This is a genomic window from Cetobacterium sp. (genome assembly GCF_977044495.1).
Window position 1 is genome coordinate 21490 of record NZ_CDRRQU010000018.1, and the last position, 15275, is coordinate 36764.

Below are 15275 nucleotides of genomic sequence, written 5' to 3' on the forward strand. Positions count from 1 at the left end.
TTTTAATCCTCCCATATTATTTTAATCTTTTGATGATAGTATTCCTGATCCAATTATAAGTCCCAATATTACATTAGTAAGTAAAATTCCAGTTATTATCTCTATAACAACCAAGAATTGTGCTAGCATCGTCAGCGGATACACATCTCCATATCCTACTGTTGTTATCGTTATAAAGCTAAAATAGATATGTTTAAAATAAAACTCAATCTGTGGTAAATCTTGAGTTATACCATTAAAAACCTGCTTTGAACTAAATAAACTAAGTATAGTATATAGTAGTCCAAAACTTATAGCAATAGTTATATAAGTGGTTATTACGACAACTACATCTTTTGGAACCACTTTTCTCCTCCGCCTTAGGAAATCTGCAAAAACATACTTCAATATTATTATATGACAAGCTATTAAAAGAAGTATATTTATGAAAGATAAAAAATAAAAAAAATATTTTAAACTGCTCTCATCCTCATTTATATTCAAAGAATAGTTTACAATCGGTACCAGTATTAAGTAATAAAAAATTAAAGCTGTAGCTTTTAACGGTCCATCTCTAAATAAAAAATTTTTTTGTTTTAAAAATACTATCGGCAGTATACTAAAAAATATTTTTACTGCACTCAGTCCTATTTCCAAAAAATCTATCCTCAATTTATTTTTATCCACCAATACATGTGCCACTATTGATATTAAAACTGCTACCACTCCAGATAAAGTAGCGCTTTTTAAAAAATTGTGTATCTGTTCTTTTTTGTATAATTTCATCTACCCTCCTAGGAACTTACATAGTTCTACAGTTTTTGGATTTTCAAATACTGTTCCCGGCGGTCCCATTTCGACTATTTTTCCTCCGCTTACAAATATTATGTAGTCAGCTACTCCCCTAGCAAATCCCATCTCATGAGTCACTAAGATCATATCTTTTTTTTCTTTCCGCAGTTCTTTAATAACTTCTAGAATCTCTTTTGTTAACGCTGGATCTAGAGCTGAAGTTGGCTCATCTAAAAGTAGAAATCTTGGTTTTAATGCCATTGCTCTTACTATTGCTACTCGTTGCTGTTGTCCTCCCGATAATTGATGTGGATATTTCTCTTTATGCTCATAAAGCTCAAATCTTTTAAGCAGTATCTCCGCTCTTTTATTTGCATCTTTAATAGACATTTTATGGACTTTTTCCAAAGGTAAAGTTATATTTTTCAAAGCTGTTAAATGTGGAAATAGATTAAATGCTTGAAACACTACTCCTATACCTTTCCTGTATTCATGGAGTTCTTTTTCCTCTTTTGGAATTCTCTCCCCATTTATCTCAATTTCACCACTATCACTCACTTCCAACCCAGCTAAAATTTTTAAGAGTGTCGATTTTCCTCCGCCAGATGGTCCTATTATAACAAGAGAATTTATATTTTTTATAGCTAAATTTAATTTATTTAACACAACTTGTTCTCCAAAACTTTTATATAAATTTTCAATTTTAATTTCCATAGCTAAATCTCCTCTCTAAATACTTAGAAAGATGTGAAATTGGATATGTCATTATTAGATATCCCACCGCTAAAATACAGTAGTTTTCTATTGGTGAAAAAGTTAGAGAGTCAACTTCTTGAACATTTTTTGTAAACTCATTCACTGCTATTATTGACAATAGTGAAGAATCTTTAATTAGGCTGGCAAATTGTCCTGCAAGCGGTGGCATAACTCTTTTTATAACCTGTGGCAGTATTATATACCTATATGTTTGAACTCTTGTAAAAGCTAAGGATTTTGCAGTTTCAATTTGAATTTTATTTACACTTTCAATTCCAGCACGAATAATTTCCGAAACGTAAGCTCCCGAAAAAATTCCCATTATCAAGACTCCCATTATATAACGATTTTCTATTCCAAACGCAGTTCCTATCACATAATAAAATAGATATATTTGAACTATCAGCGGAGTTCCACGAATAACTTCAGTGAATCCTTTAGCAAAATAATAGGTCGGCAAAAAACTTCCTCTCTGTCCTAAAACTAAAAGTCCACCAATTATCAAACTCGCTATTAAAGAAAATATTGATATTAATAGAGTCATTGTAAAACCAAATATGAACTTGTATCTATATTTTTCAATTATTTCTGCCCAGTTATATGGATAATCCAGTCTGCTAAAAGCAAAGTGAAAAACTTGCAAAACTATTACAGTTACCAAAACTATATTTACCCATTTCACAGCTGTAGTTTCACTTTCAGTTTTCGGTTTAAAAAATAAAGTTTTTAGTATGCTCATTTTATCTCCTAATCAAAAAAGAAAGGTACATTTTTTTCTTGAAAGAAAGCTCTCTCCTTACCTAAATATTTATCAGCTAAGTTGTTAAATCCCCCTTTTTCTTTATATTCAACTATAAATTCATCAATTTGAGCCCCCAATTTCTCCTCGCCCTTTCTATAAGCTATTGCCCAAGGTTGTGATTCTGTTTCAAACTGAGCTAACAATGGCGTTGTAGTTTCTGAATTTCTTGTCCAATTTCTATAAATCGTCAATGGATCGTATATAAAAGCGTCAACTTTACCCTGTGAAACCTCTAGTATACAAGCGCTCTCTTTATCAAAAACCATTATTTCTGCGTTTGGAAAATACTTCTCTGCCACAGTATGTCCACTCGTACCTTTTTTCACCGCAACCCTCTTACCTTTTTGATTCAAATCTTTAGCGGTTGTAATTCCAGATTTATTATTTACTAGCATTGCCAAATAACTTTTAGCATACGGTATTGAAAAATTCACTGATTTTTTTCTTTCATCTGTTACCGACATAGACGATATTATTATATCTACCTTTTTTGTTTTTAAAGCTGGTATTAATCCCCCATAAGCCATGTCCTCTATAATAACATCTCTTCCTAAGTACTCACCAAGTGCATAAGCCATATCGACACTTATCCCTGTTGGCTTTCCACTTTCATCTGACATTTCAAATGGAGGATATGCTAACTCCATCCCAACAATTAAAGGTTTTTCATTTGCAAAAACTAAGTTTCCTAAAATCAATGTAAAAAAAAGTATTATTTTTTTCATAAATATCCTCCATCTAAAAAATATTTCTATAATTCCTATTTTATTTTTCGAATAAATCAATTTTTTCCTCTTAAAATAATATTGTAATAGTAAAAAAAACTCCTCAAATTTTTTGAGGGGGTTTCCTTATATTCTGGACTACATATTTTTTCTAATTTAACTCTCTTCTCCACATCTTTTTAAAAGAGTTTCCCATTTCTTATCTACCTCTCTTTGTAACTCCTCTATTAAGTGCTCATTCCCAGGTTTAAATAGATGTGCAAATCTACCTTGATCTTTTATAAACTCTGTAATAGGAAGCTTATTTTTAGGTCTATAAGATAACTTCCACTCTCCATTTATAACTTCAAACAATGGCCAATAGCAAGTTTCAACTGCTAATTTACACATCTCCATAAGTTTTTCCGTAGAATATCTCCAACCTCTTGGACACGGTGCTAAAATATTTAAAAATGCTGCTCCCTCTGTATAGATAGCCTTTTCTGATTTTTCATGTAAATCCTTTAAATTTCCTATAAATGTTGTCTGAGCAACATATGGAATATTATGATCAGCAATAATAGCAGTTAAATCCTTTCTGCTTTGAACTTTTCCGTTGCTATCCTTACCTATTGGTGATGTTGTTGTATCTGCAAACATAGGTGTCGCTGATGATCTTTGTATTCCCGTGTTCATATACGCTCCATTGTCGTAGCACACATATACCATATCGTGCCCTCTCTCCATTGCTCCAGATAGCGACTGAAATCCTATATCATAAGTTCCTCCATCTCCACCGAAAGCTATAAACTTATATGTATCATCTATCTTTCCACGTCTTTTTAAGGCATTATATGCTCCCTCTACTCCACTTAAACTTGCTCCTGCATTTTCAAAAGCACTATGAATAAATGAATCTTTCCAAGCTGTATAAGGATACATAAATGTTGAAACTTCTAAACATCCAGTAGCATTTGCGATAACTGCTCTATCCTCCACTTTTAGAGCTCTTAAAACTCCTCTTACCGCAACTCCTGCTCCACAGCCAGCGCAAAGCCTATGTCCTCCAGTCAATCTTTCTGGTTTATTCATTTCCTCTTTAAAATTATATGCCATCTTACTACCCCCTCACTCCTAAGTGTCTGTAAACCCTATTTACTTCAAAATCGTCTGTATGAGCTAAAAGTTGTTCTGGGTTGTAAGCTACTTCAAAATCATCTTCCATACGTTGCTTTGCGTCCGCTTCATACAACAGATCACTAAATACCTTTTTTATATCCCCTACTGTCACATCTCTTCCACCCAATCCGTATACATAGTTAAACATCTTTGGTCTGTCATGTGAATCGTAAAGTGCCGATCTAACCTCAGCAAAAAGTGGTCCTCCAGCTCCAGAGAATCCCTCACATTTATCTAGTACTCCCACAACCTTCAAACCTGTCAAGGTATACTTTAACTCATCAAATGGAAATGGTCTAAAGACTCTAATTTTAATAAGTCCAACTCTTTTCCCCTGTGCTCTAAGTTCATCAACAGCTACTTTTGCTGTTCCGGCAGTTGAATTTATGACAACTATTACTGCAAGTGCATCTTGAGTTTTGTATTCTTCAAAGAATGAATATTTTCTTCCTGTCAAATCTTCAAATTTCTTTGCGACCTCTTTTATTACTACTCTTGCATTCACCATAGCTTTGGCTTGCTGAACTTTATGCTCCATATAAAAATTTGCTGTATCATATGGTCCATGAGCTATTTGTCTAGCAGAGTTTAGTAGATAGTCCTCCGGATTATATGCCCCTACAAAAGCCTTCACTTTTTCATCCTCTATCAGTTCTATATTTTCAACAGCATGAGATGTTATAAATCCATCTTGACAAACCATAGTAGGAAGCATAACTCTTGGGTCTTCAGCTATCTTTACAGCTTGAATATAGTTATCATACGCCTCTTGATTGGTTTCGCTATATATTTGAATCCATCCAGTGTCTCTAGCTCCCATTGAATCGCTGTGATCCGCATTTATATTGATTGGACCCGTTAAAGCCCTGTTTATTACTGCCATAGTTATAGGTAACCTCATTGAAGCTGCCACATACAGCATTTCCCACATTAAAGCAAGTCCGCAAGATGAAGTGGCTGTCATAGTTCTAGCTCCTGCTGCTTCAGCACCAATAGCTGCAGACATAGCACTATGCTCTGACTCCACTGGAATAAACTCTGTATTCACATCTCCATCTGCCACATATTTAGAAAAATATTGTGGTATCTCAGTTGATGGGGTAATTGGAAATGCTGGCATTACATCTGGATCTATCTGTCTCATTGCTGTAGCTACGGCTTCGTTTCCTGACATTCTCTCTCTTATACTCATTTTTCCCTCTCCTCCTAAACCTTTGTAAACTCTATGGCTTTAAATGGACATACCACAAAACAAACTCCACATCCTTTGCAGTGATCCTGATCAAAATCTAATCTCTTTCCATCCTTAACTGGAATAGCCGAATCTGGGCAAACTGGAATGCAAAGTAAACATTGTTTGCAATTCTCCTCAACAAAGTCAACTTTCATTACTCTCCAGTCACCAGTTTTAAAGTTTTCAGCACTTCCAGCCTCATACACTACGCCACCAGGTGTTATCTCCTGCCAAGTTATAGTTTCATCTATTATTCTACCATTTTTATTTTTCATTATTCTTCCACCTCATCCATTGAACGCTTTAATGCACACATATTTCCCTCTAAAACTTGAGGTTTAGTACTAAATTTATGCTTAAATGATTCCTCCATATTTTTTATAAACTCATCCTCTGGTACAAGTTTACTAACTTTTACAACTGCTCCTAACATTGGAGTATTGGGAAAATACTTTCCTAAGCATTCCTCCGATATTTTTTTAGCATTGCACGTATAAAGTCTACCTGTATATCCCCTCAATTCAGCTCTTAATTCCTCTGGAGTTCTCTCACTATTTACGATTATAGCTCCTCCTTCCTTAAGACCTTTTTCTACCTCAATCGCTTCTATTAAAGTTTCATCCACTACAACTACAAAGTTTGGTTCATAAATATTTGAGTGAACTCTAATAGGTTCATCTCCAATACGATTATAAGCTGTTATTGGTGCTCCCATTCTCTCCGGTCCATACTCAGGGAATCCCTGAACATACATCCCACTACTAAACGCTACATCTGCCAATAGAAGTGAAGCTGTCTTTGCACCTTGTCCACCTCTACCATGCCATCTGATTTCTACCATTTTACCCATGATTTACCATCCTTTTTTAAATTTTACTTAAATAACGATATATTGTTGATTCAGAAACGTTTAAAGCTTCTGAAACCTCTAAAACTCCACCTCTCAAATCAAATATTCCCTTTTGCTGAAGTTTTTTTATGACACTGAGTTTCTCCTCCCCCTCTATCTCTTTCCAAGATACTCTACCCTTCAAAATTTCAAGTAAAGCTTTACTTATCATCTCTTTTATAGAATTTGGAAAATCCACTTCTGTTACCAACTCTTTTTCACTTTTTAAGTTCAAACCAAAATTTGCCATACTTTCCATTTGATAAGCTATATTAAAATAGCTACTTACATCCACATTTACACATATCATTCCAATAATATTCTCTTCCACATTCTTTATAAAAAATGTTGAAGATCTAAGAATTTTTCCTCCTACAACACCCTTTGAGTTTGTTATAAACTCCCTATCATTATAGAGTTTCTCTTTCAAAATTTTTAATCCAAATTCACTCATAGGAGAGCCTATCTCTCTTCCACTCACGTGATTGTTAAATATCTCTATACTAGAACTACTTATATCCCTTAGGTCATGGAGAACCACTTCCACATTTTCACCATAACACTTTGACATAAATCTGGCTATTTTTCTATACTCTTCTAAGATTTCTAAGTCCCCTTTCAAGTATATCCCCTCCTTTTCCAATATAGGTATATACCTTACGCCTTTCAAAAAGTCAAAAAAATATTCTCGCAATAAGAATTTTTTTCTTATTTTTTCTTTATCTACAAAATAAAAAAAGCGTGAAATTCACGCTTTTTTTACTCTAATCAATATTTAAACCGTCTCTAATCCATTTTTTAAATCCGTAATTATATCCTCTACATCCTCAAGTCCCACAGATATTCTAACTAATCCATCTGTTATTCCAGCAGTTAATCTCTCCTCTCTTGTATATGGTGAATGAGTCATTGAAGCCGGATGCTGAATAAGCGTCTCTGTATCTCCAAGTGATACTGCCAATGAACAAAGCTCCAGATTATTTAATAATGTTTTTCCAGCATCCATTCCACCTTTTAATTCAAAGGCAAAAATTCCTCCAAAATCTTTCATCTGTTTACATGCTATCCCATGTCCTGGATGTGTTGTCAATCCCGGATAAAACACTGTTTCAACTTTTGGATGAACATTTAAGAACTCCGCCACTTTCCTAGCGTTAGAACAGTGTCTTTCCATTCTAATTTCTAAGGTTTTCATTCCTCTAATTATATAATAAGCGTCCATTGGACTTAAAACTGCTCCAGTCATATCTTTTACTCCAACAAGCCTAACTTGAGTTACTAAATCCATCTTACCTACAACAAAACCTGCTATTACATCTCCATGTCCATTCAAGTATTTTGTAGCTGAATGAACAACAATATCTGCGCCCAATGTTAGAGGCTTTTGACAGTACGGTGTTGCAAATGTATTATCCACTACAACTAATAGTTTGTCATTGTATGCATGAGCTAGCTTTGAAACCGCTTCTATATCAACAATTTTTAAGTTTGGATTTGCTGGTGTTTCTAAATAAACAACTTTTGTATTTGACTTTAAAGAACTCTTTACAGCTTCTAAATCTGATGTATCTATGAACTCTACGTCTATTCCAAACTTTGTCAATCCATGACTAAGTAGTGCAAATGTACATCCATAGAGTGTCTTATCTGCTAAAACGTGGTCTCCTGCTTTTAAAACTGTCCACATAACCGAAGCTATCGCACCCATTCCAGAAGCTGTAGCCAGTGCCGCTTCTCCCTCTTCCAAAAGAGCTAACTTTTTCTCTACAACCGTCACCGTAGGATTTCCTAATCTTGAATAGATATATCCCTCTTCCTCCAAGGCAAACCTTTTTCCTCCCTGTTCTGCTGAATCAAATATAAATGTTGATGTTTGATAGATTGGTGTAGCCAATGTTCCAAAGACATTTTTTTCACTTCCCCCATGAATTGCTACTGTACCAAACCCCTTTTTCATATTTTTTTCCATAATAACTCCTCCCTCTGAAACCTATTTCTAATCCAATTATACCTCTTTTATTTCTTAAAGCAAGGTTTCAAAGAAAAAAATAAAAATCAGATCATAAGACCTGATTTTTCTATTTTAATACTATTTTAATATATCACTGTATAAAAACATTGCTAAATAAAAGTATATGACTAAAGCTAAAGCATCCACAATAGTTGTCACAAGTGGTCCCGCCATTATCGCTGGGTCTAATTTCAATTTTTTAGCTCCGATTGGAAGCAATCCTCCAACCAATTTTGCAATTACCACCGTTACTCCCAAAGTGACTGAAACTAACATTGACATCTTGAAATCTTGTTTCAATATGTAGTTCATACGCAAAAAGTTCACAACCCCTAATCCTAATCCAACAATCAGACTTACTCTTAACTCTTTCCACACAACTTTTAAATAATCATTTATTTTGATCTCTCCCAAAGCCATTCCTCTTATTATAAGGGTTGACGATTGAGAACCGGCATTCCCTCCCGTATCCATAAGCATTGGAATTGCCGTAGCTAAAACAACCATCTGCTCTATTATCTCTTCATATTTGCTGATAATTGATCCTGTAAATGTGGCTGAAACCATCAAAATTAAAAGCCATGCTAAACGATTTTTAGCCAAATGTACTACCGAAGTTTCTAAATACTCCTCCTTACTCGGAGCCATAGCTGCCATTTTTTGGAAATCCTCTGTATTCTCCTCTTCAATGACATCTACCATATCATCTATAGTAATAATTCCTACTAAAATATTCTCCTTGTCAATCACTGGTAAAACTGTTAGATCATATTTTTTAAATAACTTTACAGCTTTTTCCTGATTTGTCGACGTTTTCACAGAAAGTATATTCTTATCCATAATATTTTCTATAACTTCATCATCAGAGGAGGCTAAAAGCTTTTTTAAAGTTATCTCTCCCTCAAGTTTCTTATCTTTATCTATAACATAAGCAACATCTATAGTTTCAAGTTCCTCCGCGTATTTTCTTATATGCTCAAGGCTCTCTTTTACGGTCTGATTACTTCTTAGAGAAAGGTACTCTATTGTCATTAAACTTCCTGCTGAATCCTCTTCATATGATAAAAACTGATTTATTAAAAATCTATTTTCATGTTTATAATTTTCAAGCACTCTTTTTACAACATTTGAGGGCATCTCTTCTAAAAAATCAATCATATCATCAAAATATAGCTCCTCCAATAAGGACTGTAACTTGTCATCATTTATTGATGTTACAATTTTTATCTGCTCATCGGTATCCAAATTTGCAAATACTTCCGCTGCTAACTCTTTATGTAAAAGTCTAAAAAGAATGATTATATCTTTCTCATTTTCACTATTTGCCTCAATAAATTCAGCTATATTCACAGGAGTTTCTAAATTTAGAACCTCTTTTAAACCTTTTAAATCTTTTTTTAATAGAAGCTCTTTTACTTTTGTTTCAAACATTTTTCCTCCTTGAGTTTTGCAGAGGAAAATTGAAGAAAAATTTTCTAGATCTCTCCCCTACAAACTATACATATTAAATTGTTTTTATTTTTAATTCGTTTGGGATAACTCTCCATTTCTTCTCCTTACAATTTATTTGTTTTCTAACCTTTAGATTATACCTTTTTTATGAAAGAAAGTAAATCATTTATATTTAAGCATAAAAAAAAGTCTTAGAAAAATTTCTAAGACTTTAAGTATCATTACTTTACAGTTACGATGTTAGATGCTTGAGGTCCTCTTTCACCTTGAACTACATCAAAAGTTACTTCTTCCCCTTCTACTAACTTTTTGAATCCATCTTTTTTGATTTGAGAAAAGTGTGCGAATACATCTTTCCCGTCCTCACCAGTAATAAATCCAAATCCTTTTTCTTCGTTAAACCATTTAACTGTACCTTTCATTTGATACCTCCATAAAATTATTTTTTATAACTCTACAAATCTTAATCTTTTAATCAGAGGTTAAACAAACTCAAGTTACCTATCGGTTTCTCTTCTAAAAATTTTAAAACTCATATTATTACTCTTTTTGTATTATACACCTTTTTTTTCAAAAAGTAAATCTTTTTTATTTTTTATTTAACTCTTCAATTGTCACAAACTCAAACCCTCTAGCCTTTAATTGAGGAAGAACTACCTTCAAAGCTTGGGCAGTTTTTCCGTAGTCATGTAATAATACAATTCCTTTATCCTTAGCATTTTCTACTAAAAATTTAGCTATATAATCTTTATCAGATGGTTTTTCCCAATCTTTTGGACTGATATTCCACATAACTGATTCCATACCTAAATTCTTTTTTAACTCCTCTTTTTGAGCTTTTCCCAACGCACCATACGGAGGTCTAAAGTATACAACCTTTTTATTGGTTACTCCTGTTATAATCTTATTTGTACTTTCTAACTCTTTTTTCACGTCGCTCATTGGTAATTTTTTTAAATTTGGATGATTATACGAATGATTCGCAATCTGGTGCCCCTCTTCATGTATTTTTTCTAAAATTTTAGGATGTCTCTTTCCATTTACTCCCAAAATAAAAAATGTTGCTTTTGCATCATTTTCACGTAATACCTCCAATATCTCCTCTGTTATCTTAGACTTTGGACCATCATCAAAAGTAAAAGCTATTTTTTTAGTTGGCTGAGCAAACAGTGACATAGCTGTTATACATATTGCCAATAAATACTTTAATATTTTCATTTTTCACCTCTTTACAATTTTTTCCATTAAAATATAACATAATATACCGCTTTTGGTATAGATATTTTCTTTTCTTTTTTTATTTTTTCAGAAGGAAAAATATATCTTTTTTCAGAATAATATATTATAATAAGTGAAATTTTAGAAGAAAGGGGGGATTTCTATGAATTATACTCTTTATAAAACTTTTGGTTCCCATATAAAAAAAATTGATGGTACCACCGGAGTTATGTTTACTCTCTGGGCACCTAATGCTATAAAAGTCTCAGTTGTTGGAGATTTTAATAACTGGGATGGAAAAAGAAACTATATGAATAAAGATATTAAAACTGGTGTTTGGTCTCTTTTTATACCCAATTTAAAAGAGGGAACCCTCTATAAATACATGATTGCTGATAAAAATCAAAAAATATTTATGAAAAGTGATCCTTTTGCTTTTTACTCCGAAGTCCGTCCCAATACAGCCTCCATAGTTTACAATCCTTTTACACCTTTTCACTGGGAGGATAAAGACTGGTTAAAAAAAAGAGAGAAAGATAATCTCTATAAGAAACCTATCAGCATCTATGAACTCCACTTAGGTTCTTGGAAAAGAAATTACAATCGTGGAGAGGGTCCTGAAGATGGAAGTGAATTTCTAAATTACAGAGAAATCGCTAAAAAACTTGTCCCATACATCTTAGAAACTGGTTTTACTCATATTGAGATACTCCCTCTTACTGAACATCCTCTAGATACATCATGGGGATACCAGAGCGTTGGATACTTCTCTATCACAAGCCGATATGGAACACCTGAGGACTTTAAATACTTAGTCAATGAGTGCCATAAAGCCGGTATCGGTGTCATTCTAGACTGGGTTCCCGGACATTTCTGTAAAGATGCCCACGGTTTATATAGATTTGATGGAACACCTCTTTTTGAATACGAAAACGAAATTTTGGGGGAGAACCCAATTTGGGGAACTGCTAACTTCGATTTTACTAAACCCTTTGTTAGAAACTTTTTATTATCTAGTGCAACATTTTTATTTGAACATTTTCATATTGATGGAATTCGTGCTGATGCAGTTTCAAATCTTTTATACCTTGAGTATGGACGTGAAAAAACAGGTCTTAAAAATACTCTCGGTGGGGATGCTAAGCTAGAAGCTATCGATTTTCTTAGAACACTCAACGAAACAATTTTTAAACTTTACAAAAATCCACTTATGATTGCCGAAGAGGCTACATCTTGGCCTTTGGTTACCGCTCCTACGTATAAAGGCGGTCTTGGATTCAACTACAAATGGAATATGGGATGGATGAATGATATGTTGAAATATATGTCCTATACTCCCTGTGAACGAGATAAAAACCACAATCTTTTAACATTTTCTATTATGTATGCTTTTAGTGAAAACTTTATATTAGCTCTTTCACATGACGAAGTTGTACATGGAAAAAAATCTCTTCTCGATAAAATGAGCGGAGACTATATTCAAAAATTCGACTCGCTTAGAATGTTTTATGGATTTATGTTTGGTCATCCCGGAAAAAAACTTCTTTTTATGGGAGGAGAATTCGGACAATTTATTGAATGGAGATACTATGAGGAACTCGAATGGAAACTTTTAAAGTATCCACAACACGATTCTTTAAAAACTTATGTAAGCAAACTTAATGAGTTTTATAAATCAGAACCTGCTCTTTGGGGTAAAGATTCAAGTTTTGATGGGTTTGAGTGGATTAACCATAAAAATTACACCCAAAAACTTATAACTTTTATTAGAAAAAGTGATAATCTGGAAGATTTTATTTTAGTTGTTTGTAATTTTACTAAAAATGAATATATAAATCATTCTATCGGTGTTCCAAGAATGTTTGAATATATAGAGGTTTTCAATAGTGATAAAGACATATTTGGAGGCAGTAACCAAGTAAATAATGGAGTTATCAAGCCAATAAATAAAGAGTTAGATGATCAACCGTTCTCTATCTCTATAAATATAGCTCCACTTTGCACACTATTTTTAAAACCTATATCAAAAAAAGGGGGGATTTAATTATGAAAAAGAAAATGATTGCTATGATTTTAGCAGGGGGGCAAGGAAGTAGGCTTAAAAGACTCACAAGGGATGTTGCAAAACCTGCTGTTCCTTTTGGAGGTAAATATAGAATTATTGATTTTCCACTGAGCAACTGTGTCAATTCTGGAATTGATATCGTCGGTGTTTTAGTTCAATATAAACCATTTTTGTTAAATAGACACATTGGAGTTGGAAGTTCATGGGATTTGGATATTGAAGGTGCTGGAGTTAGTATTCTACCTCCTTACTCTACGGAGAGTGAAAATCGTTGGTATAAAGGAACTGCTGATGCTATATTTCAAAATGAAAACTATATCAATATGTATAATCCTGAATACGTCCTTATTTTATCTGGAGACCATATATATAAAATGGACTACGATAAAATGCTAGATTTTCACATTGAAACTGGTGCCCAAGCTACTGTTGCTGTTATTGATGTTCCCATTGAAGAGGCTTCTCGTTTTGGAATTATGAATACAACTGAGAATGGAGAAATCTATGAGTTTGAAGAGAAACCCAAAGAACCTAAAAGTACTTTAGCAAGTATGGGGATATATATATTCGATTGGGCTACTCTTAAAAAAGCATTAAAAGAGGATCAACAAGATAAATATTCTGACAAAGATTTTGGAAAGAATATTATTCCTAAATTTTTAAGAGAGGGAAAAAAGCTAATGGCCTATCCTTTCTCTGGATATTGGAAAGATGTTGGAACTATTGAAAGTCTTTGGGCTGCAAATATGGATCTATTGGATAGCTCAAATTCTATTGATTTATTTGATAAAAATTGGAGAATCTATTCTCAAGCTACAAATAAGCCCGGTCATCTCCTTGAAGAGAGTGCAGTTGTTAAAAATTCTATTATTTCAGAAGGGTGTATCATCAAAGGTGAAGTTATTAACTCTGTCATATCAGCCGAAGTCTATGTGGGTGAAGGAGCCAAAGTACATAATAGTGTTATCTTAGCCGGAGCAGTTTTAAAAGAAGGAAGTTTTGTTAACAGAATAATTTTAGGTGAAGATGTTGTCGTTGAAAAAAATGAACATTTTGGTAGAAAAGATGAAATTTTATTTATTAGTGGGGGAGATGAATAATGTTAGCGAAATACACAGGAGTTATAACATCATTTGAGAGTAAGGAACTTTTAAAAACTTTAACAGCACATAGAGGAATTGCTACTGTTCCCATTGCGGGAAAGTATCGAGCTATTGATTTTCCACTATCATATATGAAAAATGCTGGAATTAGAAATATACATGTTCTTGCTAGTAAAAACTGCTATTCTCTTAGAACACATTTAGATGTTGCTAAATCTTGGGGATTGAATAGAAAAAATGGTGGTCTTACAATACATAGTGGAAATGCTGAAACTGACACTGAACTTTTAATTAAAAACTTTGATGATCTCTTAGATGCAAAAGATGAGATGATTGTCATTGCTCCTACCTATATGATTGCTAATATAGATTTAGATAAAGCTATTGAATTTCATGAGTTATCAGAAGCTGATATCACTGTTATATACAAAAATATTCCAAACCCATCAGAAAATTTTCTTGGTTGTGATGTTTTAGAATTTAATGAAAAAAACTATCTTACAAGAGCCTACGCTAACTTTTTACCAAAGAAAAATCAAAATATATCCTTAGAGATTTTTTTAATAAAGAGGTCTCTTTTAATGGCTTTAATTATGTCTAGACCAAATAAGGAACTATCTCTAAAAGATATTATTTACAGAAGTAAAAACAATTTAAAAATAATGGGATTTGAACACAAAGAATATCTTTCTTGTTTAAATTCATTGGCAAACTATTTCAGAACTAACATGGATTTACTGAACTCTAAAACTTTAAAAGAGATTTTCTTCAATGAAAATAGACCTATTTTTAGTAAGGTTAAAGACTCAATTCCTACTCACTATTTAAGTGACGCGATTGTAAAAAATTCTATTGTTTCCAATGAATGTTTTATCGAAGGAACTGTCATTAATAGTATACTTTCAAGATATGTGAACGTAGAAAAAGGTGCTCAAATAGAAAACTGTATCATTCTCCAAAATTGTACTATAAAAGCTGGTACACATTTAAAAAATATTATTGTCGATAAGAATGTAGTTTTAGAAGAAACAGAGTTGGAAGGAAATCCTTCGTATCCTCTTGTTATTCAAAGAAAATATAAATTTTAACTT

General features: G+C 33.0%; 16 protein-coding genes. 3 read left to right on the forward strand and 13 right to left on the reverse strand.

Translation table 11 applies throughout. From position 1 onward, the window contains the following. Positions 1 to 21: 21 nt before the first annotated feature. From ACWI69_RS05990 to ACWI69_RS06050, 13 genes are all read right to left on the reverse strand, one after another. Positions 22 to 765 (reverse strand): potassium channel family protein, encoded by a 744-nt coding sequence (locus ACWI69_RS05990; RefSeq protein WP_448820940.1) that lies wholly within the window; start codon positions 763 to 765, stop codon positions 22 to 24. Further along, positions 766 to 1485 carry an amino acid ABC transporter ATP-binding protein gene (locus ACWI69_RS05995; RefSeq protein ID WP_448820941.1) on the reverse strand — a complete coding sequence of 240 codons (720 nt, stop codon included), beginning with the start codon at positions 1483 to 1485 and terminating at the stop codon, positions 766 to 768. After that, positions 1475 to 2266: an amino acid ABC transporter permease gene (locus ACWI69_RS06000; RefSeq protein ID WP_448820942.1), complete on the reverse strand. Its 792-nt coding sequence runs from the start codon at positions 2264 to 2266 to the stop codon at positions 1475 to 1477. Before ACWI69_RS06000 ends, ACWI69_RS05995 begins: the two co-directional genes overlap by 11 nt. Positions 2267 to 2274: 8 nt before the next feature. Further along, complete coding sequence (locus ACWI69_RS06005; RefSeq protein ID WP_448820943.1) at positions 2275 to 3054, reverse strand: transporter substrate-binding domain-containing protein; 780 nt, start codon at positions 3052 to 3054, stop codon at positions 2275 to 2277. Between the two features lie 156 nt (positions 3055 to 3210). Further along, entirely contained in the window at positions 3211 to 4149 is a 939-nt protein-coding gene (locus ACWI69_RS06010) for a thiamine pyrophosphate-dependent enzyme (RefSeq protein ID WP_448820944.1), read from the reverse strand. A 4-nt stretch (positions 4150 to 4153) separates the two neighbouring features. Next, positions 4154 to 5404 carry a pyruvate ferredoxin oxidoreductase gene (gene porA / locus ACWI69_RS06015; protein ID WP_448820945.1) on the reverse strand — a complete coding sequence of 417 codons (1251 nt, stop codon included), beginning with the start codon at positions 5402 to 5404 and terminating at the stop codon, positions 4154 to 4156. 14 nt (positions 5405 to 5418) lie between these two features. Further along, complete coding sequence (locus ACWI69_RS06020; RefSeq protein WP_448820946.1) at positions 5419 to 5721, reverse strand: 4Fe-4S binding protein; 303 nt, start codon at positions 5719 to 5721, stop codon at positions 5419 to 5421. Then, a complete protein-coding gene (locus ACWI69_RS06025) occupies positions 5721 to 6296 on the reverse strand; it encodes a 2-oxoacid:acceptor oxidoreductase family protein (protein ID WP_448820947.1) in 576 nt (191 codons plus the stop codon). The genes ACWI69_RS06020 and ACWI69_RS06025 overlap by 1 nt, the downstream gene beginning before the upstream one ends. 16 nt (positions 6297 to 6312) lie before the next feature. Beyond that, a complete protein-coding gene (locus ACWI69_RS06030; protein WP_448820948.1) occupies positions 6313 to 6957 on the reverse strand; it encodes a helix-turn-helix transcriptional regulator in 645 nt (214 codons plus the stop codon). A gap of 153 nt (positions 6958 to 7110) precedes the next feature. Continuing rightward, positions 7111 to 8304 (reverse strand): methionine gamma-lyase, encoded by a 1194-nt coding sequence (megL, locus tag ACWI69_RS06035; protein WP_448820949.1) that lies wholly within the window; start codon positions 8302 to 8304, stop codon positions 7111 to 7113. Positions 8305 to 8424: 120 nt separating this feature from the next. After that, entirely contained in the window at positions 8425 to 9777 is a 1353-nt protein-coding gene (gene mgtE, locus ACWI69_RS06040) for a magnesium transporter (protein ID WP_448820950.1), read from the reverse strand. A 242-nt stretch (positions 9778 to 10019) separates the two neighbouring features. Beyond that, a complete protein-coding gene (locus ACWI69_RS06045; protein WP_023052090.1) occupies positions 10020 to 10220 on the reverse strand; it encodes a cold-shock protein in 201 nt (66 codons plus the stop codon). Between the two features lie 166 nt (positions 10221 to 10386). Next, a complete protein-coding gene (locus ACWI69_RS06050; protein WP_448820951.1) occupies positions 10387 to 11016 on the reverse strand; it encodes a polysaccharide deacetylase family protein in 630 nt (209 codons plus the stop codon). A gap of 163 nt (positions 11017 to 11179) precedes the next feature. Here ACWI69_RS06050 and glgB point away from each other — a divergent pair, with 163 nt between their 5' ends. The 3 genes from glgB to glgD are packed head-to-tail and all read left to right on the forward strand — an operon-like array spanning position 11180 to position 15272. Next, positions 11180 to 13060, forward strand: a complete 1881-nt coding sequence (glgB, locus tag ACWI69_RS06055; protein ID WP_448820952.1) for a 1,4-alpha-glucan branching protein GlgB — start codon at positions 11180 to 11182, stop codon at positions 13058 to 13060. After that, positions 13060 to 14181 (forward strand): glucose-1-phosphate adenylyltransferase, encoded by a 1122-nt coding sequence (locus ACWI69_RS06060; RefSeq protein WP_448820965.1) that lies wholly within the window; start codon positions 13060 to 13062, stop codon positions 14179 to 14181. The genes glgB and ACWI69_RS06060 overlap by 1 nt, the downstream gene beginning before the upstream one ends. Beyond that, positions 14181 to 15272, forward strand: a complete 1092-nt coding sequence (gene glgD / locus ACWI69_RS06065; protein ID WP_448820953.1) for a glucose-1-phosphate adenylyltransferase subunit GlgD — start codon at positions 14181 to 14183, stop codon at positions 15270 to 15272. The genes ACWI69_RS06060 and glgD overlap by 1 nt, the downstream gene beginning before the upstream one ends. Positions 15273 to 15275 lie beyond the last annotated feature (3 nt).